General features: G+C 69.6%; 20 protein-coding genes and 1 pseudogene. 11 read left to right on the top strand and 10 right to left on the bottom strand.

The window, feature by feature from the left end:
• Window positions 1-7 precede the first annotated feature (7 nt).
• Entirely contained in the window at window positions 8-676 is a 669-nt protein-coding gene (locus BM339_RS24950; protein WP_021596003.1) for a class I SAM-dependent methyltransferase, read from the top strand.
• Window positions 677-754: 78 nt separating this feature from the next.
• Here BM339_RS24950 and BM339_RS24945 read toward each other — a convergent pair whose 3' ends face one another.
• Together BM339_RS24945 and BM339_RS24940 are read right to left on the bottom strand one after the other, a co-directional pair.
• Window positions 755-1357 carry a dihydrofolate reductase family protein gene (locus BM339_RS24945; protein ID WP_021596004.1) on the bottom strand — a complete coding sequence of 201 codons (603 nt, stop codon included), beginning with the start codon at window positions 1355-1357 and terminating at the stop codon, window positions 755-757.
• 1 nt (window position 1358) lies between these two features.
• Window positions 1359-2219, bottom strand: a complete 861-nt coding sequence (locus BM339_RS24940) for a metalloregulator ArsR/SmtB family transcription factor (protein ID WP_021596005.1) — start codon at window positions 2217-2219, stop codon at window positions 1359-1361.
• A gap of 376 nt (window positions 2220-2595) precedes the next feature.
• Here BM339_RS24940 and BM339_RS51675 point away from each other — a divergent pair, with 376 nt between their 5' ends.
• On the top strand, window positions 2596-2718 hold the full coding sequence (locus tag BM339_RS51675; protein WP_021596006.1) for a hypothetical protein: 123 nt from the start codon (window positions 2596-2598) through the stop codon (window positions 2716-2718).
• Between the two features lie 349 nt (window positions 2719-3067).
• Here BM339_RS51675 and BM339_RS24930 read toward each other — a convergent pair whose 3' ends face one another.
• Entirely contained in the window at window positions 3068-3592 is a 525-nt protein-coding gene (locus BM339_RS24930; protein WP_218163749.1) for a GNAT family N-acetyltransferase, read from the bottom strand.
• A 91-nt stretch (window positions 3593-3683) separates the two neighbouring features.
• Between BM339_RS24930 and BM339_RS24925 the strand changes: the two genes are divergently transcribed.
• The 6 genes from BM339_RS24925 to BM339_RS24900 all read left to right on the top strand — a co-directional run bounded on the left by BM339_RS24925 (window position 3684) and on the right by BM339_RS24900 (window position 10060).
• Entirely contained in the window at window positions 3684-4244 is a 561-nt protein-coding gene (locus tag BM339_RS24925; protein ID WP_021596008.1) for a hypothetical protein, read from the top strand.
• 16 nt (window positions 4245-4260) lie between these two features.
• Window positions 4261-4788: a hypothetical protein gene (locus BM339_RS24920; protein WP_075022388.1), complete on the top strand. Its 528-nt coding sequence runs from the start codon at window positions 4261-4263 to the stop codon at window positions 4786-4788.
• Window positions 4789-5186: 398 nt separating this feature from the next.
• Window positions 5187-5948: a TnsA-like heteromeric transposase endonuclease subunit gene (locus tag BM339_RS24915; RefSeq protein WP_075022387.1), complete on the top strand. Its 762-nt coding sequence runs from the start codon at window positions 5187-5189 to the stop codon at window positions 5946-5948.
• On the top strand, window positions 5945-8029 hold the full coding sequence (locus BM339_RS24910) for a Mu transposase C-terminal domain-containing protein (RefSeq protein ID WP_075022386.1): 2085 nt from the start codon (window positions 5945-5947) through the stop codon (window positions 8027-8029). The genes BM339_RS24915 and BM339_RS24910 overlap by 4 nt, the downstream gene beginning before the upstream one ends.
• Window positions 8020-9048: an ATP-binding protein gene (locus tag BM339_RS24905; protein ID WP_075022385.1), complete on the top strand. Its 1029-nt coding sequence runs from the start codon at window positions 8020-8022 to the stop codon at window positions 9046-9048. The genes BM339_RS24910 and BM339_RS24905 overlap by 10 nt, the downstream gene beginning before the upstream one ends.
• Window positions 9049-9307: 259 nt before the next feature.
• The gene (locus BM339_RS24900) at window positions 9308-10060 is read left to right on the top strand and encodes a hypothetical protein (protein WP_337959928.1); all 753 of its coding nucleotides are present in this window, start codon (window positions 9308-9310) and stop codon (window positions 10058-10060) included.
• A 411-nt stretch (window positions 10061-10471) separates the two neighbouring features.
• Here BM339_RS24900 and BM339_RS24895 read toward each other — a convergent pair whose 3' ends face one another.
• Window positions 10472-11242 carry a DUF72 domain-containing protein gene (locus BM339_RS24895; protein WP_075022383.1) on the bottom strand — a complete coding sequence of 257 codons (771 nt, stop codon included), beginning with the start codon at window positions 11240-11242 and terminating at the stop codon, window positions 10472-10474.
• A complete protein-coding gene (locus tag BM339_RS24890; protein WP_143118584.1) occupies window positions 11239-11694 on the bottom strand; it encodes a hypothetical protein in 456 nt (151 codons plus the stop codon). The genes BM339_RS24895 and BM339_RS24890 overlap by 4 nt, the downstream gene beginning before the upstream one ends.
• Before the next feature lie 53 nt (window positions 11695-11747).
• Here BM339_RS24890 and BM339_RS24885 point away from each other — a divergent pair, with 53 nt between their 5' ends.
• Window positions 11748-12794 (top strand): tyrosine-type recombinase/integrase, encoded by a 1047-nt coding sequence (locus BM339_RS24885; protein ID WP_075022490.1) that lies wholly within the window; start codon window positions 11748-11750, stop codon window positions 12792-12794.
• A 35-nt stretch (window positions 12795-12829) separates the two neighbouring features.
• Here the strand turns inward: BM339_RS24885 and BM339_RS51670 are convergent, their stop codons facing one another.
• The 3 genes and pseudogenes from BM339_RS51670 to BM339_RS24875 form a co-directional block, all read right to left on the bottom strand.
• Window positions 12830-13102, bottom strand: coding sequence for an HAD family hydrolase (locus BM339_RS51670; protein WP_256255444.1), 273 nt, complete (start codon window positions 13100-13102; stop codon window positions 12830-12832).
• 58 nt (window positions 13103-13160) lie between these two features.
• Window positions 13161-13445 (bottom strand): annotated as a pseudogene (locus tag BM339_RS51665) (HAD family hydrolase); the annotation flags it as partial.
• A 75-nt stretch (window positions 13446-13520) separates the two neighbouring features.
• Entirely contained in the window at window positions 13521-13964 is a 444-nt protein-coding gene (locus BM339_RS24875; RefSeq protein ID WP_021596014.1) for a DUF1707 SHOCT-like domain-containing protein, read from the bottom strand.
• Between the two features lie 207 nt (window positions 13965-14171).
• On the opposite strand from BM339_RS24875, the gene BM339_RS24870 reads away from it, so the two are divergent.
• Window positions 14172-14864 carry a DedA family protein gene (locus BM339_RS24870; RefSeq protein WP_021596015.1) on the top strand — a complete coding sequence of 231 codons (693 nt, stop codon included), beginning with the start codon at window positions 14172-14174 and terminating at the stop codon, window positions 14862-14864.
• A 111-nt stretch (window positions 14865-14975) separates the two neighbouring features.
• Window positions 14976-15779 (top strand): phosphatase PAP2 family protein, encoded by an 804-nt coding sequence (locus BM339_RS24865; protein WP_024936606.1) that lies wholly within the window; start codon window positions 14976-14978, stop codon window positions 15777-15779.
• A 102-nt stretch (window positions 15780-15881) separates the two neighbouring features.
• On the opposite strand, the gene BM339_RS24860 is transcribed toward BM339_RS24865, so the two are convergent.
• The gene (locus BM339_RS24860; RefSeq protein ID WP_075022381.1) at window positions 15882-16550 is read right to left on the bottom strand and encodes a response regulator transcription factor; all 669 of its coding nucleotides are present in this window, start codon (window positions 16548-16550) and stop codon (window positions 15882-15884) included.
• Window positions 16547-18487: a sensor histidine kinase gene (locus tag BM339_RS24855; RefSeq protein WP_075022380.1), complete on the bottom strand. Its 1941-nt coding sequence runs from the start codon at window positions 18485-18487 to the stop codon at window positions 16547-16549. The genes BM339_RS24860 and BM339_RS24855 overlap by 4 nt, the downstream gene beginning before the upstream one ends.
• Window positions 18488-18603 lie beyond the last annotated feature (116 nt).

Raw genomic sequence — 18603 nt, 5'->3', positions numbered from 1 at the left:
TTTGCTGATGCACGCACACCCCATCGACCGCCCGGCCGATCTCGACGTCGTACGCGACTCCTACGACCGAGTGGCCGGCAACTACGCCGACATGGTCGTCACGACAGGAATCGGCGACATCCGCCGGCACCCATGGCACAAGGCATCGATCGACGCCTTCGCCGACAGCGTGCGCGGGCTCGGGCCCGTCCTCGACGTCGGCTGCGGACCCGGGACGGTGACCGCCTACCTCGCCGAACGCGGACTCGACGTATCCGGGGTGGACCTCTCTCCTCGCATGATCGAGAACGCCCGCCGGCTTCATCCGGAGTGCCGCTTCGCCGTCGCCTCCGCCACCGAACTCGACCTCTCCGAAGCGTCCCTGGGAGGCGTGCTCGGATGGTGGTCACTGTTCAACCTCCCCCGGCACGTCCTACCCCAGGTCCTGGCCATGTTCGCGCGCGCGTTGAAGCCAGGCGGACACTTCATCACCGCAACCCACGTCGGCGACGAGGACGCGGTCCGCACCGAGGCCTACGGAGGCGTACCCGTCCGCTGGACGACGCACAAGTGGCGGCCGGAACAACTCGTCAGCCTGATCGAGCAGGCCGGCCTGAACCCGGTCGCCGAACTGCGGCTCCCCCCGGAGGAGTACAGCGGACCCGGTCTGGTCGTCATGGCCAAGCGCCCCGACTGACGATCCTTTGCTCCACACCGGGGGAGCAGGCGGCCGAGACACGCCCACGTGCCTCGGCCGCAAAACCGCACACCCCGCTCAGCGGACCCGGTCGTAGACCAGGCTCAGCACGCCGTGCTCACCCGTGGCCTGCCCGGCGAGCGTCCACCGCGCCTCGGGCAGCCCGTCCTCGAACAGACGCGGCCCGCCGCCGAGAAAGACCGGGAAGATCATGATCGACAGCCGGTCGACCATGTCCGCCGCCAGCAGCGCCTTGATGACGCTCGCACTGGAAGGCACGAGAATGTCGCCGCCCTCGCCCGCCTTCAGCTCCGCGGCGACGTCCGCGGCCGGCCTGTCGACGACCCTCGTCCGCTCCCACGGAGCCTCCCCGAGAGTGGAGGACAGCACCACCTTCTCCGCGCCGACGAGCCACTTCGCGAAGCCCTCGTCCCGCGGATCGGCGCCCTCCATGCCGATCACGGTCGGCCAGAAACCCATGAACCCCTCGGCGTTGACCCGCCCCAGCAGCGCCGTCGTCGCCGTCTCCCAGAGACCGCTCATGTGGTCCCGGGCGACGTCGGTGACGGCGAACGGCATCACCCAGCCCATGTCCTCCGGGGCGTCCTTCCTGGCATAGCACCCGTCGAGCGAGAAGTTCATGTTGGCGATCACCCTGCGGCCGCCGGTCTGCTCCGTCATCTCATGCTCCCTGAGTCGTGTTGTCGGTGTCGTGCTCAGTGCCGCCGGCATCCGCGGCCACGAGCGCAACGAGCTTGTCCAGGCTCTGCCCGAACCCGATCTCGATGCCCGCGATGAAGTCCGCGGAGCTGACCGTGCTGTCGGTGATCCGGTACAGGACGTCCAGATCCGTGCCCGTGCCGGTGTCCCGAAGGCCGAAGTCGACGTGCGCGGTGAAGGCCACGCCGCCACCGGGAAGCAGCGGCGAACTCCGGTAGGCGAGGCGCTCACCAGGGCGAACCTCCTCGACCACCCCCTCCGCACGCCCGGCGACCGCGTCGGAACCGTCCTCGTCCTCGACATCGCGGTACTCCAGGACGACCCGCCCACCCGGCCGCGCCTCGAACACCAGCTCCGAGACACGCAGGTCCTCCGGCGCCCACCAGCGGGCGAGCAGGGGAGACTCCGTCAGGTGGCGCCACACCAGCTCAGGACCTCCCGCCAACGACCGGTGGAACCGGAACGAGCGGCCATCGGCCCACCCCGCCTCCCCAGCCGCCAACCGCTCCGCCTCGAGACTGAGCCCGTAGCGGTCGAACGTCTCCCGCGCCCCGCCGGCCAGGTCCGCGGTATCGGCCAACCGGCCGAGCGCGGCCGCCAGATCCCGCAGGGGAGCGGCCTGCAGCGCGTAGACGCGGCGCTGCCCTGAGCGCTGGGACGTGACGACGCCCGCACGTTCCAGCGTCTGCAGGTGCTTGGTCGTCTGCGGCTGGCGCGCACCGGCAAGCCGGGCGAGAACCCCGACCGAGCGCGGCCGCTCGGCCAACAAACCCACCAGCCGCCAACGAGCCGGATCCGCCAACGCGGCGAGAAGTTCCTCCATGCCCAGAAGTATTCCTCGCTACGAATATTCGTGTCAAGGAATACTTTCGAATCCGGGGGAGTGCCACAAGCGGAGCGGTCGAACTCAGGCCCTCCAGCCCCGCAACTCGCAAGCCGTGGTTACCCACCTGGGCCCTGGGCGACAGGTCTTCAAGCCAGGCGTTGTTGCGCCAACGGCGCACTAGACCGTGACGCGGGGGAGTCGTCCAGGGTCGCAGCGCGGTGGCGTGCCGGCCGATGACGGAGCGGCCCCGATGGAAGCTCGAGCCGCGCCGCAGGTGGATCTCTCCATCAGGCCCCGCTTTTCAGGACGGGTTTGCGGCGGTAAGCACAACTCGACGGTCTCGTCCTCCGAGGGTGGTGCCGGGCTCTAGCCGGTGACCTGCTGGACGACGACGGCGTCGGGCTCGGACGACACCACCACCCACCAGGAGTACTGGGGCGGGCGATACGCCGAGCACGACCACCCGTGGAGCGGCGCGGGCGAGGTCGCGCAGTAGTGCTGGCGGGCCCGTCTCACTGAACCAGCCGGGCACGTCCGGATGGAACCGTTGATCTACGCGGGCGGGCACGTCCCGTATCGACGCGAGCGAGGCGCGAGGCACCGTCCTTCGTCCGGCGCACCCTCCGGCTTTCGCGGTGCGGCGGACGTGGGTCGCCGAGGAACGCGTCGCGACGATGCTCCCGCGCAGGGCGGCGCGGGATCCTGTGCGCGGAGTCCGCTGTCGGGCAGCCCATGAGGCTGGGCCGCCTCCATCCGGCATTCGGCGTCTTACTTAACATAATGTTCATTATCGACCACGTGTGAACCGGGCGAAGTGGGGCGGATCGCCGTCCGGAACGGTGCCGTCAGGTGTTGCGTGACGTGTGCTCGGTGCCGAGGTCGATCCAGAAACGGTCCTCACCGCGGGCCCGGCCGTCGTGCACACCGCCGTTCGCCAAGATCACCCGGCGTGACGGGTCGTTGTCCGCCGCGCACGTCAGCAGAACACGTCTCAGGCCGACGCCGGGGCATTCGGTGAGGCCCGCGGCCAGCATCCGCGTGGCGTGGCCCTGCCGCCGCCAGGCCGGCACGACGTGGTACCCGACATGCCCTCCGACCTCGGCCAGCTCAGGCGTCAGCCGGTGCCGGATGATCAGCGTGCCGATGTAGTCCTCGCCCGAGACGTACCAGTACGTCGTGCACGGCACGCCCCAGCGCCGCCGGACGCCGCGCCGCTCGGCGACGAACGCCTCGAAGTCCTCCTCGGCGCCCTCCAGCCAGTCCCCGGGGCCACCGGACGCCGCCAGGTCGGCCAGCTCCCCGGCCAGGAACGACTCGCGGACCACCGTCGTCGGCGGCACGAGGCGCGGCACTCGGCTCGGATCGTCCACCCGCCCCATTCTCGCCGGAAAAACGATGAAACCAGCGGCGAAATGCGCGAGTCTCACCCCCTGTACCTGATCCATGCGACGGAAGGTGACCGTGAGCGAACACCTCGACCAGGTCTTCGGGCAGCTCGTGCAGCGCAGCTGGCAGCGCTTCTCCGAGGAACTCCACACCCGCGAGATCGACGATCTGCTCGTCGGCGCCGTCATCACCGCGGCGGTCGCCCAGGGCAACGCACTCATCGACCTGAACTCCGACGGCAACCACCACTACCTGCGGTTCCAGCACCGGGAGCGCAAGCACCGCCTGATGTTCCAGCTGACGCACCGCGCCGGGACCATCACCGCGGCCAAGACCCTGGGCCAGCACGCCGCGGTCACGATGGCCTACGGCGAGTACGTCCAGGACGCGCGGACGGTGTGGCAGGCGCTGAAATCCGAGGTCAAGAGCAGCTTCCTCGACGTCGGCGAGCCCGGCGTGCTCACCGTCGACGCCGACCTCGGCAGCGGCTACGTCTACGTCCAGGTGCCGCTGCTGCTGGACCTGGACCAGTACTTCGCCGACCACTACACGGTGAAGTACCCCGTCCTGCAGGAGCACATCGCCGCCGTCACGCAGGCCTGCGCGAAGTACCTGCACGGCCGCATCGCCGCCTGAACCGGAGGACACCGCCATGCTTTCGATGATCAACAAGTTCAAGAACAACGCCGAGGCGCGGGAGAGCAAGGACGAGGCCCTCATCGGCGAGATGGTGTTCACGATGGCGCACCTCGGGTGCCCCGTCATCGGGATCAAGTCCGGCGGCGACCTGCAGTACGTGCGGTTCAAGCCGGTCGGCGACCCGGTCCTGTACAGCTTCACGATCGTGTTGGACCGCAAGACCGGTGACAGCGCGCTGCAGCAGGCCGTCCTCGGCAGCAAGGCGACCCTCACGTTCGTCGCCGAGGTGAAGAACCACATCGCCGACCCCGACGACCTGGTGGCCATGTTCCGGACCGACATGGCGAACATGCTGCGCAGCCCGTGGTTCGGCGACATCAAGCTCGACCACCAGCTCAACTCGGTCACCGCGACGAAGAAGCAGCTGATCGACATCGACGACTACGCCGACGCCGACGGCGCCGACCGTGACCGGCTCAGGCAGCTCCTCCAGGGCACCATGCAGGAACTGCGCGAGAAGGTGGGTCCGTACAAGAAATGACAGGGGGCGTGTGGCGCGGGCGACGAGCCCGCGCCACCCCTCCTCCGGGCGGGCCGGTAACTCTTCTTCACCTCAAACCAGACAGAATCCTGCTTCTGTCTGGTTTGTGATCTGTTGACGGATTCCTGGCCGAATGACCGAACCTGCGCGACTGTCCCGTCTCAGCGAGACTGCTCGGTTCTCACTCAAGCTGCTACGGACCGGCTCGGTGTCTCACTGAATCTGCCTCGCGGGGCGTCTCTAGCGAGCGGTCGTCTCATTGAGACTGCTCTGCCGAACTGGTTGTCTCACTGAATCTGCGAAGTTCCGGGCGGATTTCTCATCGAATCTGCCTCGCCAAGGCGGTTCGATCGCTACAGTCCTCACCCGTACCTGGCCGTCTTTCGAACTTGTCCGGGGTGTCGGTGCGGGGTGGCGAGGCGTGGGCGGATGTCGGCGAGCGTTGGGGTTTCGATCTTGAGTTCGTCGACGAGTGCGGTGCATCGGCCCGTATGCCCCTCCAACAGTGCTGGGGCCGCAGGTTCGAGGACGCCCTGCCAGTGAGGTCGTTTCCGTCCTTCAAAGGCCAGAAGAACTTCACGGGCTTGTGGTGGTCAGCGACGACCAGCCGGCACGTCGGGTTCGAGTCCTGGGTCGAGCGGGACCAGGCGATGCTGTTGGACTTCGACTCGAACGTGGTCGGGTTCTCCTCCCAGCCGTTCCGGATTTGGTGGCAGGGCGAGTCGAATATCCATCGCCACGTCCCGGACTATTTCGCGCGCATGGCCGACGGCGGCGGCCTGGTGGTCGATGTCCGGCCGGACAACCGGATCGAGCCGGAGGACGCGGAGGCGTTCGCGGCGACGAGCAGGCTCTGTGAGCGAGTCGGTTGGGCGTTTCGGCGAGTGGGTGAACTGGATCCGGTGCTGCGAGCCAATGTCGATTGGCTTGCGGGTTATCGGCATCCCCGCTGTCTTCGGCCTGAGGTTGCTGAACGGGTGCTGAAGGTCTTCTCGGAGCCGACCGCTCTTGGCGAAGGCGTCCGGGCCGCCGGGCCGCGGCTTGCGGTCTTGCCGACGCTGTTTCACCTGATGTGGTCGCGGAGGATCGTGACGGATCTGCACACGCGGTTGCTGAGTTCGTCGTCACCGTTAAGCGTCGCGGGAGGGAGTAGCCGATGAGCGTGTCGCGGCCGGTGTCGTTGCGGATTGGCGATCAGGTTCGCATGGACGGGCAGCCTCACACGGTGACCGGGGTGGCTGGGCCGTTGGTGCATCTGGCGGATCCGCACGGGGCGGTGCGGTCGGTGCCGGTCGCGGTTATGCAGGCCTCCCCCGGATTCAAGGTCCTCACCCGACGCACGGCGACCCCGCTGTCGTCTCAGGTGCTGAGCGGGCTCTCGGATGAAGCCGCTGAGTTCGCTATGTGGTGGGAACAGCACCTGCTCGAGGTGATCACCGGGACTCATCCCGAGGCGCCCGCGGGCGCTTCGCCGCGGGCTGAGTACGACCCGGCTGTCCGATCCATGGCCGAGCGGGAGCAGGCCAAGGCTGAGGAGTTGACGGCTGCCGGCCATGAAGGGGTCAGTGTCCACACGATCCGCCGCAAGAGACTGCGCTACCAGGCCCAGGGACTGGTTGGGGTGCTGGACAAGCGGGCAGGTCGGCGCACGAGCATCGCGGGCCGGAGCGACCAGCGGGTGATCGCCGCGATCCAGCAGGCCATCGCCGAGAAGGAGAACGCTTCGTCACGGACGGGCAGCTACTACTTCTGGCGGGTCGAGCAGATCCTCACCGAGCAGCATGGTGAAGACACGGTGGTGATGCCGTCCCGGGCAACGTTCTATCGCCTGTTCGACAGGCTCACCACCGGTCGTCACATCACAGGCTCGGCCCGAACTCGCCGCTCGTTGGCTAATCGGCCCGAGGAGAAGTTCGGGGAGATGGTGGCGGTCCGGCCGGGCCAGGTCATGGAGATCGACTCGACTCCCTTGGACGTGCTGGTGCTGCTGGACAAGGGCGTCGTCGGCCGAGTGGAGCTCACCGGAATGGTCGATCTGGCGACACGTTCTCTCACCGCGGTGGCTCTGTCGCCCACAACCAAGTCAGTGGACGCCTCGCTGCTGCTGGCTCGAACACTCACCCCGGAACTGATGCGGCCCGGCTGGCCGGACGCTTTGAGGATGAGCCGGTCGGTGCTGCCCTACCGGCACATGGTGGACTTGGACGAACGGCTTGAGCTGGCGGCGGCTCGTCCGGTGATCGTGCCCGAGACGATCGTGTGTGATCACGGCAAGGCGTTCTTTTCTCGAAACTTCCGGTCTTCCTGCGCAGCGTTGGGCATCAATTTTCAGCCCGCTCATAAGGACACGCCAACTGACAAGCCGCATATCGAGCGGACCATCGAGTCGGTGGGCACGTTGTTCTGCCAGTTCGTGTCCGGTTACACCGGCTCGTCGGTGGAACGCCGCGGCCGCCGGGTCGAGGACGAGCCGCTGTGGTCGATCCATGAAATGCAGGGGCTGCTGGAGGAATGGATCGTGGCGGCCTGGCAGAACCGTCCCCATGATGGGCTGCGGGACCCCTCGGCCCCCGGCCGAGCGTTCACTCCGAACGAGAAATACGCCAGTCTGGTCCAGGCCGCAGGCTATGTGTTTGCTGCGTTGTCGCCCGACGACTACATCGAGCTGCTTCCGGCGACCTGGCGGGGCATCAACGCCTACGGAGTCAAAATCCGGCACAGAAAATACGACTCCGAGGAGCTTCAACCGTTCCGCCGGCAGGATTCGGGAATGCAGACCAATAAGGGGCTCTGGGAGATCCGCTACGACCCCTACGACGTCTCCCGGATCTGGGTCCGCAACCACTGGCACGGCGGCTGGATCACCGTTCCCTGGACGCACCTGGACACCGCGGTCGCTCCCTTCGGGGAGCTGGCATGGGACCACAGCCGCAAGGAACTTGGCCAGTCCGCCACCGAAAGCGAGATCACTCAGGCGGTCAACGATCTGCTCACCAGAGCCGGAGAAGGCCCCGATGCCAGTCTGAGCCGGCCCTCCAGGCAAGACCGACGAGTGGTCGCAAAAACGAAGGTCAAGGCGGCCCCGGCTGCTTCACGGTCGCCCGTTGACGATGCAGGCAAGCCCGGTCCCGAGACCAGCGAACCCGACCTTCACATCGCTGGCGACGACGCCGAGGATGCTGCGGAGGTCATCCCGTTGCCGGTATTCGATGCCCGCAAGGAGGCAGAGAAATGGTGGTGAGCCGGGACGGCGTCCAGCTGGAGAACCGCAGGCCGCCCACGACCACGCTGGACGGTTGGAAGCGGTTCGTCAACGCCGACCCGCCCTCGTTCACCCTCCTTGCCGATGAGGTCTGGGAGAAGCTGGGCGATCTGGAGCGGGAGGACTACAACGAGGCTCGCATCGCCTACCACTCCGAGATGGCGGTGGTGATGACCTCGACGATCCAGGAAATCAACACCGAGGGGCGGTTGCTGACGCTCGTCAACCAGGGCGAGGAAGGGGCCCGGCGGGGTCTGATCGTCTCGGGTGAAGCGACGACCGGAAAGACCACCGCCATCAAACAGCTCGGTCGCACGCACGAGCTGCGGATCCGCAAGCGACACCCGGGCAGCACCGTCGACCGCATTCCGGTCGTTTACGTCACCGCCCCGCCTAAGGGCTCGCCCCGCAAACTCGCAGTCGAGTTCGCCCGCTTTCTGCAATTACCTCCCGTCCGACCTCGCCACAACGTCACCGACATCGCCGATGCGGTATGCCAGGTCCTGGTCGATGCCCGCACCGACATTGTGATTGTTGACGAGATCCACAACATCAACCTTGGAACCGCTGCGGGTGAGGACCTGTCGGATCACATGAAGTACTTCACCGAGCATCTGCCGGCCACGTTCGTCTATGCCGGAATCGAGGTCGAGCGCAGCGGGCTGTTCACCGGGATCCGAGGACGACAAATCGCCGGGCGATGCGTGATGACCCACACCCAGCAGTTCCCTTACAACACCGAATGGAAGCAACTTGTCGCGAGCATGGAAGCCTCGCTGAGGCTGCACCGGCACGAGTCGGGTTCGCTCACGCGACAATCGAAATACCTTCATCAACGGACCGGAGGCACCATCGGCAGCTTGTCTCATCTGGTCCGCAAGTCCGCGATCCGCTCGATCCTGACTCAGGACGAGTGCGTCACACGGCGTCTCATGGAAAAGATCAGGATAGACCATGCCGCTGAGGCCGCGGCCCGCAAGTCCACCAGTGACCGCTGATCAGCAGCCGAAGCGGCAATGGCCAGCCCCGGACATCCGGCGACTGCCCCGGCCCCTCAAACCCTTCCCAGACGAAACGACATTCTCTTACCTGAGTCGACTTTCTCTGGCCCACCGCTGGCCGCTTGAAGAGCTGCTCTGTTATCTCTGCCCGAACACCTGGCCAGAAGAGCGCTCACCCTCGTCTCACACACGTTACAACCTTCACCCCCTCCCGCAACCTGAGCTTCCATCCCTGGCCGCGGCCACCGGACTATCCATGACCGCACTGGCCTACGCAATTCCCGAGATTCGGGACCAGCACCCCGACCGCAGGCACCTCAAGGTGAAATACCGCAACGTCGCCGGCAACGCCAACGAGGCGCGCTCACCATGTCGCCGATGCACCGCTGCCAAAGGCATCACCGAGAACGTCACCACCTGGATGCGACACGATCAGAACGTCTGCCTCAGGCACGGAATCTGGATCGGCCCAGGCGCTTACACAAAACGCAGCCAAGTGGACGTGAACCCAGCTACCGCAATTATCGCTGCGCAACGCAGTCACACCGCCTTAATCAACAAACTGAGACGCCGATGGGTGCGCGCCGTCACCCCCTTCGCCTTCGCCTTTCTGGGCCATTGGACCCGCTGGGGTGATCCGCGCAATCATGCAGCCGAGCGACTCGCCCGGATTGGCGGCAACCAACGACGACGTACGTTTGGCGAGGCTGACCCATACCTCAGTGCAGCCCAATATCCCGAGGTCGTCAGCTTGATTGAAGTTCTCGCCGCCAGGCGAACTCGTCTCCTGCACATCGTCCACGACGAGACCGAGCGCCTCGATCTCACAAGCGACATCCAGCAGCGAGTCATCCCTCACTACACCGATGACAGGTCCCGCTACGACCCGTTCTCTCAATGGATCCACGACCTGGGAGGACTGTCCAAAGTCTCCCACTCCGAGTTCGGTGACTTCGTGACGGATCTCCTCCATGCCGTCGAAGTGGAGAAGGAAGCGCTGCGGCGATAGATCATTTCGGTGCTGGCGAAGCAGATTCAGTGAGACGTCACTGTCGATCTCGCCTCCACGGAGCAGATTCACTGAGACGCCTCAGGGCCGCCGTCTCAGTGAATCTGCTAAACCTCAAGGTCAGAGCCCTGGTCGCAGAGCAGGTTCACTGAGACAAGACAGCGACGGGATCTCCGCCGACCCGAGTTCAGTCTTTGGCGAGTGAAGGTGAAGGCCGCCTTATCAGGGCCTTTGCACTCCAGGGCGGGGCCGACTCCCCCGCTCCCCCGGGCGCCGGGCGCCCGGGGAGTGATCTTGTGCAGGTGTGCTTGCGCTACCGATATATCCGAGGTGACTTCGGAGAGTGATCGACGTGAAGCGGTGGGTACAGGTCCTGGCCGGTCCATGGTGGACGTGGCGCTTGGCGGCCGTTCACCCCGTGGTGGCGTGGGGGCGGTGCTGGTCGGTGAGGGTGGCGAAGCGGAGGGCGTTGCGGACGGCGGCGCCGCCTGGGTCGTTGTTGAAGTAGACGTAGGCGTCGTCCGTGCGGCCGATCTCTGTGGCCCAGGTCTGGAGTGTCTCGTCGTCGTAGTCCGGCCAGGGGTCCGCCGAGCCCTCGTGGAAGCGCAGGTAGAGCCAGCCGGTGGTGCGCCAGAGAGGCGTCTGGGCGTGGCCGAGGCGGTCGGTCCAGCACAGGGCGGCGCCGTGTTGTTCCAGGACGTGGCGGGTCTCGTCCGTCCACCAGGTGGGGTGGCGGGGTTCGACGGCGACGCGGACGCCGTCGGGGAAGCGGTCCAGGCAGGCGGCGAGGCGGTCGGGGTCGGCGCGCAGTGTGGGCGGGAGCTGGAGCAGGACGGGGCCGAGGGTGGGGCCGAGGCCGGCGGCGGCGTTCATGAGGCGTTCGACGGGTTCCTCGGGGTCCTTGAGGCGTTTCATGTGGGTGAGGTAGCGGCTGGCCTTGACCGCCATGACGAAGCCGGGCGGGGTGGCGTCGCGCCAGTGCTCGAAGGTTTCGCGTGAGGGCAGCCGGTAGAAGGCGTTGTTGTTCTCGACGGTGTCGAAGACCTCGCTGTAGCGGTGCAGCCAGCGTCGCTGCGGGAGGCCGGGCGGGTAGAGGACACCGCGCCAGTCGGCGTAGTTCCATCCTGATGTGCCGATGAGCACGGGCCCCTCCCCTGCCTGGTGGTCCGTGCTCGTGGTCATACCCGTCGGTGCGGTTCCAGTGCGCGGATGTAGTCGACGAGGCGGACGCCGATCTCGAAGGGCAGGTCGGGGGTGGTGAGGTCGGCGTCGGGCCAGGTTTCGGAGATGCGGCGCCAGGGGGTGGGGCCGAGGAAGGCGCCGGCCTGGGGTTCGTCGCCGAGTTCGGCGCGCCAGGCGGGTTCGGTGGCGAGGAGGCGGGTGAGGGCGGCCTGGTTGTCGGGTTCGGCGCGGTGTTCGGCGTGGAAGCCGATCTCGATGGCGTGGGTGCGGCAGCCGGGGGCGATGTCGGCGGAGATGATCTGGGCTTCGTAGTGTTCGCGCTGGGGTGCGGGGTCGCCGAACCAGGCCTTGACGCCGTTGCCGCGTACCTGGACGTGCGGGGGCCCGAGGCCGGGTGGGGTGGAGCCCCGGATGATCTCGCCGACCTGGTCGAACAGTGCCCAGTCCATCATCGTGCCCTGATTTTAGGGCGGTTCTGTCGGTGGCGGGGGGTAGCGTCCGGCGGGTGCGTCCTGTCGATGTTCAGCGTCTGTCGGTGGCCGAGTGCGTTGATCGTTATGCGGAGCTGGTGCGTGCGAAGACGTCGACGGGGGCGTTGTCGCCGGCGACGGCGGAGGTGTACGCGCGGGATGTGGTGACGTTCGCGGCGCTGGCGGGTCCGGAGCGGGTGCTGGACGATCTGGCGGGTGCGGACGTCGATGAGGTGCTGTTGCGGTTCGCGCGGAAGCCGGACGAGCGGCGGCGCCGGGGGGCGGAGGGGGGTGCGGGGGCGCAGAGTGCGGCGTCGCAGGCGCGGTTCCGGCGGTCGGTGTCGGCGTTCTTCCGGTATGCGGTGGTGGCGGGGTGGGTGCAGCTGGATCCGATGCGGGCGGTGACGGTGCGGCCGAAGCAGCGGGGCGGGTTGCGGGCGGAGCGTCGTGCGTTGACGGCGGAGCAGGCGGAGGGGTTGCTGGGGGCGGCGCGGGGTCTGGCGGAGGAGCCGGTGGCGGCGCGGCGGCGGGCGGATCAGCGGACGGAGTTGCGGGACGGGCTGATCGTGTTGTTGCTGGCGGCGGTGGGGCCGCGGGTGTCGGAGCTGACGGCGGCGAACGCGGAGGATTTCTTCGTCAACGCGGGGACGCGGTATTGGCGGATCTTCGGTAAGGGCGGGCGGACGCGGGATGTGCCGCTGCCGCGTCCGGTGGTGGAGGTGCTGGACGCGTATCTGGCGGAGGGGCGGGTGCTGCTGGATCGGGGGCGGGAGCCGAAGGCGCTGTTGTTGTCGTGGCGGGGGCGGCGGCTGGCGCGGGGGGATGTGCAGGGGGTGATCGATCGGGTGCTGGAGCGGGTGGAGCCGGGGCGGCGGCGGAGTGTGACGCCGCATGGGCTGCGGCATACGACGGCGACGCATCTGCTGGCGGCGGCGACGGACATGGACGCGGTGCGGCGGGTGCTGGGGCATGCGGATCTGTCGACGCTGGGCCGGTACCGGGATGAGCTTCCGGGTGAGTTGGAGGCGGCGATGCGGGTGCATCCGCTGCTGGGTCCGGTGGAGGGCCGGCGCGACGGCTGAGCGGGGCGGTTGAGCGGGCGCCCCGGGCCGGGGGGTCAGTGGGGTTGGAGTGTGCGGCCGAGGGTGTAGGCGGCGGTGAGGTCGGTGCCGTGGTAGTCGAGTGCGGCGATGTCGGTGAGGTGGTGGTCGGCGTTGACGGCGACGGTGTTGGTGAGGTGGCGGAAGAGGGGCGCGTCGGACATGGAGTCGCCGTAGGCGGTGCAGTGGGCGGTGGTGAGTCCGTGGCGGGTGAGGAGGTCGTCGGTGAGGCGGACCTTGTCGTCGGGGGTGAGGATGCCGGCGGTGTCGAGGGTGCCGGTGAAGGGCATCGGGGGGGAAGCGTGAGGCGATGACGTCGTCGAAGCCGTGGTCGAGGAGGTGGCGGGCGAAGAAGTCGGGCGACATGGTGATGACGGCGGAGTGCTCGCCGCGGGCGCGGATGTCGGCGCAGACGTCGGCGATGCCGGTGATCCAGGTGGCGGCCCGGTAGGCGGTGGCGACGAGGCCGGGGGTGAGGTGGCGCCAGAGGCGGTGGATCCGGGTGGAGAAGCCGCGGGTGTCGAGGGTGCCGGCGGCGAAGCGGGCTTCGAGGTCGTGGAGTTCGGGGAGGGTTCCGAGGTGGCGGGCGATCTCGAGGTTGGCGGTGGTGCCGGTCAGGAGGGTGCCGTCCATGTCGAAGATGTGCAGGTGTGTCACATGTGTGGATTGTGGCCGATGGGCGGGCCGGGCCGCGAACCGTTTCGGGGGTCAGTCGTCTGAGGGCCAGATGGCGTAGGAGACGAGGATGGCGGCCCAGATGCCGAGGGGGACGACGGGCCAGAAGTGCGTCCACTCTCCCGCGCGGAGTGAGGTGACGGCCCAGATGGCGGTCATGATGACGGCGCCGCCGGCCCAGTAGCCCCATTCGTTGTTCCAGGCGCGGCGGTCGGCTTCGGCCTTGGCGGCGCGGCGGGCCTTTTCGGCGCGGTCGCGGGCGGTCGTCGAGGGGGGCAGGTCGGCGGTGAGGGGGGTGAGGTCGCCGTGGGTGGTGGCGGTGAGGGCGTGGTGGAGGCGGCGGTCGTGTTCGGCGGGGTCGAGGGCCCCGTCGGTGAGGGCGTCGGTGAGTTGCTGGACGGTGCGGTCGCGGTCCTGGTCGGAGGCGCGGACGTGGTCGTCGCCGGTCCGGTGGTCTGTTCCGGTGGGGTGGTCCATGGCGGGTTTCCTGTCGGTGGGCGGTTCTGGCCGGCGGGGTTCTCCTTCCAGGGTCGCGTGGGTTCGGGGGGCGGGTCGTCCTCCGGGGTGAGGATCGGGGTGTACTTCGTTCGCAGGATGGGGTGTCCTCCCCTGCCGAAAGTCGGGGATGGCGGTGGCCTTTCGCGGGATCCGCCGGGCGGTGGTGTTTTCCTAGCGTCGTGACCCATGGACGGGATCATGGGTGTGGTGGACACGGCGGTGACGTCGCCGTGGTTCTACCTGGTGTTGTTCGCGGTGGCGGCGATCGACGGGTTCTTCCCCGTGGTGCCGAGCGAGAGCTTGGTGATCACGGCGGGGGTGTACGCGGCGTCGGGTGAGCCGCGGCTGGGGTGGGTGGTGGTGCTGGCGGCGCTGGGCGCGTTCACCGGTGATCATGTGTCGTTCCTGGTGGGGCGCCGGGCGGGCGGGCGGCTGGTGCGGGGGGCGCGGCCGGGGTCGCGGCGGGACGCGGCGTTCGGGTGGGCGCGGCGGACGATGGCCGAGCGGGGCGGGCTGATCCTGGTGGTGGCGCGGTACGTGCCGGGCGGGCGGACCGCGGTGACGGTGACGATGGGCGCGGTCGGTTACCGGTTGCGGTCGTTCTCGCTGTTCGCGGTGGTGGCGGCGGTGTCGTGGGCGGTGTACGGGGCGCTGCTGGGTTATGTCGGCGGGGTCGCGTTCGAGCACGATCCGGTGAAGGGCGTGGCGGTCGGGCTGGGGCTGGCGCTGTCGGTGACGGTGGTGGTGGAGGCCGTGCGTTACGTGCGGCACCGGCGTGCCCGCGGGGCGGCCGGCGCGGCGGGGCCGGTGGACGGGGCCGGCGGGGCGCAGGACGGGGCGCGGGAGCCGGATCCGGTGGGGCCATTGTCCGGCGGGTGACCGCGCTGAGGTGAAAGGGTTGCGTTCGGGTGGCCGTAGGTTGAACTTCGGCGGTCCGTCTGGTGTCTGAAAGATGTCGGGCATGGGTTGCCTTCGGACGTGAGGGAGAGCATGGGAGCGCCGGATTTCAGCGCTGATCTGTACCGGGAGATCACCGAGTTCGCGGAGGGCACGCCGTCGTGGGTGCATTCGGCGGCGGAGGTGGGGACCGACGGGGGGCTGCTGCTGTTCGCCGCGCTGTTCGTGGCGGGCTGGTGGCGGGCCCGGGGGCGGGACGCGCGGGAGATGGGGCTGGCGCTGGCGGCGCCGTTCGCTGTGGTGGCGGCGTATCTGGTGAGCGAGGTGTCGAAGAGTTTCATCCAGGAGGAGCGGCCGTGCCGTGCGGTGGCGGGGGCGGTGCACATCGCGGCGTGCCCGGCGCCGGGTGACTGGTCGTTCCCGAGCAACCACGCGACGATCGCGGCGGCGTCGGCGGCGGCGATCGTGGTGGCGTGGCGGGTGATGGCGCCGGTGGTGCTGCCGCTGGCGGCGCTGATGGCGTTCTCGCGGGTGTTCGTGGGCGTGCATTACCCGCATGACGTGGCGGCGGGTTTCCTGGTGGGCGTGGTGGTGGCGCCGGTGGCGGCGCTGGTGCTGGTGCGGGCGCTACGTCCTTTGGTGGAGGCGCTGCGGGGTGTGGCGGCGGGTGCGGTGCTGCTGGGTTCGCCGGTGGCGGCGGGTCCGGCCGGCGGGGCCGGGGTCCCGCAGCCCGCGGGGGTCGCGCCGGGGGGTGCGGCGCCGGTGATGGGTGCGGCCGGTATGGCGCAGCCGGCGCCGTCGGGCGGGGCCTGGGCGGGTGACGCGTCGGTGACGATGCCGGACGTGATGGGCGGTGTGCCGCCGCGTCCGGGGTCGGGGCCGGGCCGTGTCCCCTGACCGGATCGTGTGGTCGGTCGTGCGGGCCGCCTCGGGGTGGTGCTTCGGCATCGCCTGAGGCGGCCCGTTCGCTGTGCGCACCTCGGGGGCGGGGGCGGGGTGTCAGGGGGTTTCGTCGGTGGTGTCGACGAGGCCGGCCTCGTAGGCGATGACGGCGGCCTGGACGCGGTTGCGGACGTCCAGGCGGGTGAGGATGGCGCTGACGTAGGCCTTGACGGTGCCTTCGACGACGTGGAGGCGCACGGCGATCTCGGCGTTGGACAGGCCGGCGCCGAGCAGGGCCAGGACGTCGCGTTCCCGGGGGGTGAGGGCGGCGGTGCGGCGGCGGGCGCGGGCGCCGCCGGCGAGGCGGCCGCCGCCGATCTCGGTGATGACGCGGTGGGCGACCTTCGGGGACAGGTAGGCGGCGCCGCCGGCGACGGCGCGGACGCCGGCGATGAGCTCGCGGGGGTCGCCGGACTTGAGCAGGAAGCCGCTGGCGCCGCCGGACAGGGCGCGGGCGATGTACTCGTCCTCGCCGAAGGTGGTGAGCATGATCAGTCCGGTGCCGGGGGCGACGCGGCGCAGCTCGGCGGCCGCGGCGAGGCCGTCGAGGCGGGGCATGCGGATGTCCAGGAGGGTGACCTCGGGGCGGTGCCGCAGGGTCAGGTCGATGGCCTCGTGCCCGTCGGCGGCCTCGGCGACCACCTCGATGCCGGGGTCGGCGGTGAGGATCGCGCGGACGCCCGCGCGGATCATCGCCTCGTCGTCGGCGAGCAGTGCCCGGATCACTGGTCCTCCCGGTCGTCGCGGTTCTGGACGCTGAGCTGGTGGGTGTCGTAGGAGTTCTTGGCGGTGAGGCGGCCGCCGGTGAAGCACAGGCGGTAGACGCGGCCGGTGCCGAGCAGGTCGGCGTCGGGCCGGTAGTAGCGGCAGTCGGCGCGGGCGGGTTCGGGGACGGCGGCGCGGACGACGCCGGTGCCGGTGGTCTCCCTGGGCGGCAGGGCCTCCTCGACGCGGTCCTGGGGGGTGCCGACGCGCAGTGCGGCGTAGTCGTCGGGCGGCAGGACGGAGTTGAGGGTGGCGTAGACGTGGTAGCCGAGCATGAGCGCGCCGAGGAAGGCCATGAGGGCGGTGGGGACGGCGATGGCGGTGATGAGGCCGCGGCGCGCCTGGCGTCGTTTGCGGGCCAGGTGCCGGGCGGATTCGGAGGCCCACGCTCCCTCGGAGGCCCGCTCCCCCGGCGCCGCGTGGCTTGAGGAGGTCGCGTGGCTTGAGGAGCTGGGGCCGGGCGGGGTGAGGCCGAGGGCGGCGCGCAGGGCGTCGCGGCCCGTCGGTCCGGCCGCACCGGCCATGTCGGCCATGTCGGCCGGTGGGTGCGCGGGGAGGTGCGGGGTGTCGGGGAGGTCGGCGGAGACCTGGAAGCCGCCGCCGGGTGTGGGGGCGGCGTGCAGGACGCCGCCGAGCAGGCGGGCACGTTCGGTGAGGCCGGTGAGCCCGCGGCCCCCGGACGCCAGCCCCGCTCCCCAGCTGGGCGGGCCGTCGGGCGGAGGGTCGTTGGCGACGGTGACGGTGATGGTGGCCGGGTCGCCGTCGCGGTGGGCGAGGGTCACGGTGACGGCGGCGCCGGGCGCGTGCTTGGCGGCGTTGGTGATGGCCTCCTGGACGATGCGGTGCGCCGTCAGCGAGGTGAGCGGTGCCGGTGCGGGCGGCGCGTCCGCGGAGGTGCCGGCGGGGCCGGTGGTGGTGAGGGAGACCGGGACGCCGGAGGCGCGGGCGCGGGCGACCAGCTCGGGGATGCTCTCGCGGGCGGGCGGCACCGGCGCTCCCCCGGCCGTGCCCGCGGCCGGGAGGGTGCCGCCGGAGTCCGCGGGGTTCTCGCCGGGGGCGTCGTCGCGCAGGACGCCGATGATCTCGCGGAGGTGCTCGGTGGCGTCGGCGGCGCCCGTGCGCAGTTCGGCGGCGGCCGCGCGGTGCCGGTCGCCGAGGTCGGCCGCGACCTCCAGGGCGCCGGCGCGGACGGCGATGAGGGCCAGTTCGTGGCCGAGGGAGTCGTGCATGTCCTGGGCGATGCGGGCGCGTTCGCGGAGCCGTTCGCGTTCGGCGATGATGCGCTGCTGGTTCTCCAGGTGCTCGGCGCGTTCCCAGCCGGCGCGCAGGAGCTCCTGGTACTGGCGCCAGTAGCGGCCCACCAGCCAGGGCAGGACGCCCAGCAGGACCAGCCACACCGTCGAGGGGAACCAGGTGGTGACGTCCATGCCGCGGGCGGCCGACAGCAGCGAGCCGCCGACGAACACCGCGGTGAACCCCCACAGCAGCGGCCGTGCCCGGGCGGTCCGCAGCCCCGCCAGGTAAGACATCACGGGCATGGCGAACACGAAGTTGCCGTGGACGAGGATGAGCGCGATGGCGGTGAGGAGCGCGGCGGCCGGCCAGGCGCGGCAGACCGCGATCGCCGCCGCCAGGACGCCGAGCCCGGCCACCTGCGCCCACCAGGAGGCCGAGGCGGGCTCCAGCGGGGAGATCAGGTTGGCCACTACGGGCAGGGCCAGCGCGCCGAACAGCAGGGCGTCCTTGATCAGGGCCGCGCGGGAGGGCCGCCGGAACACCGCACCTCTCACCACACCCCGCACCGCACCTCGCACCGCGTGCGTCAGCGCGTGCGCCGCCCGGCGGATCGCCGGGCGGCGGGCGGGCGGGACGGAGCCGGGGGCGGCGGAGTCGTTCACGCGGTCCACGCTACTGGCCGATGATCTGCGGCGTTACTGACGAAAGTCAGGGCCCGGTGCGGCGCCGCCGCACCGGAAAAGATCAGGGCGGGGCGCGCGCGGGCGGCGACCTGAAA

The organism is Actinomadura madurae (genome assembly GCF_900115095.1).
In the GTDB taxonomy this organism is placed as follows: Bacteria; Actinomycetota; Actinomycetes; order Streptosporangiales; family Streptosporangiaceae; genus Spirillospora; species Spirillospora madurae.
Note: the sequence above shows the minus strand (reverse complement) of the source record. Positions and strands in the feature narration are given on the sequence as shown.

Excerpts from the sequence above, each read along its gene's own strand:
- BM339_RS24890 (WP_143118584.1), bottom strand. The coding sequence starts at position 11,694 with ATGATGGACTGGGCACTGTTCGACCAGGTCGGCGAGATCATCCGGGGC.
- BM339_RS24905 (WP_075022385.1), top strand. The coding sequence starts at position 8,020 with ATGGTGGTGAGCCGGGACGGCGTCCAGCTGGAGAACCGCAGGCCGCCC.
- BM339_RS24870 (WP_021596015.1), top strand. The coding sequence starts at position 14,172 with ATGGACGGGATCATGGGTGTGGTGGACACGGCGGTGACGTCGCCGTGG.
- BM339_RS24920 (WP_075022388.1), top strand. The coding sequence starts at position 4,261 with ATGCTTTCGATGATCAACAAGTTCAAGAACAACGCCGAGGCGCGGGAG.
- BM339_RS24900 (WP_337959928.1), top strand. The coding sequence starts at position 9,308 with ATGACCGCACTGGCCTACGCAATTCCCGAGATTCGGGACCAGCACCCC.
- BM339_RS24945 (WP_021596004.1), bottom strand. The coding sequence starts at position 1,357 with ATGACGGAGCAGACCGGCGGCCGCAGGGTGATCGCCAACATGAACTTC.
- BM339_RS24940 (WP_021596005.1), bottom strand. The coding sequence starts at position 2,219 with ATGGAGGAACTTCTCGCCGCGTTGGCGGATCCGGCTCGTTGGCGGCTG.
- BM339_RS24875 (WP_021596014.1), bottom strand. The coding sequence starts at position 13,964 with ATGGACCACCCCACCGGAACAGACCACCGGACCGGCGACGACCACGTC.
- BM339_RS24910 (WP_075022386.1), top strand. The coding sequence starts at position 5,945 with ATGAGCGTGTCGCGGCCGGTGTCGTTGCGGATTGGCGATCAGGTTCGC.
- BM339_RS51670 (WP_256255444.1), bottom strand. The coding sequence starts at position 13,102 with ATGCCCTTCACCGGCACCCTCGACACCGCCGGCATCCTCACCCCCGAC.
- BM339_RS24950 (WP_021596003.1), top strand. The coding sequence starts at position 8 with ATGCACGCACACCCCATCGACCGCCCGGCCGATCTCGACGTCGTACGC.
- BM339_RS24865 (WP_024936606.1), top strand. The coding sequence starts at position 14,976 with ATGGGAGCGCCGGATTTCAGCGCTGATCTGTACCGGGAGATCACCGAG.
- BM339_RS24895 (WP_075022383.1), bottom strand. The coding sequence starts at position 11,242 with ATGACCACGAGCACGGACCACCAGGCAGGGGAGGGGCCCGTGCTCATC.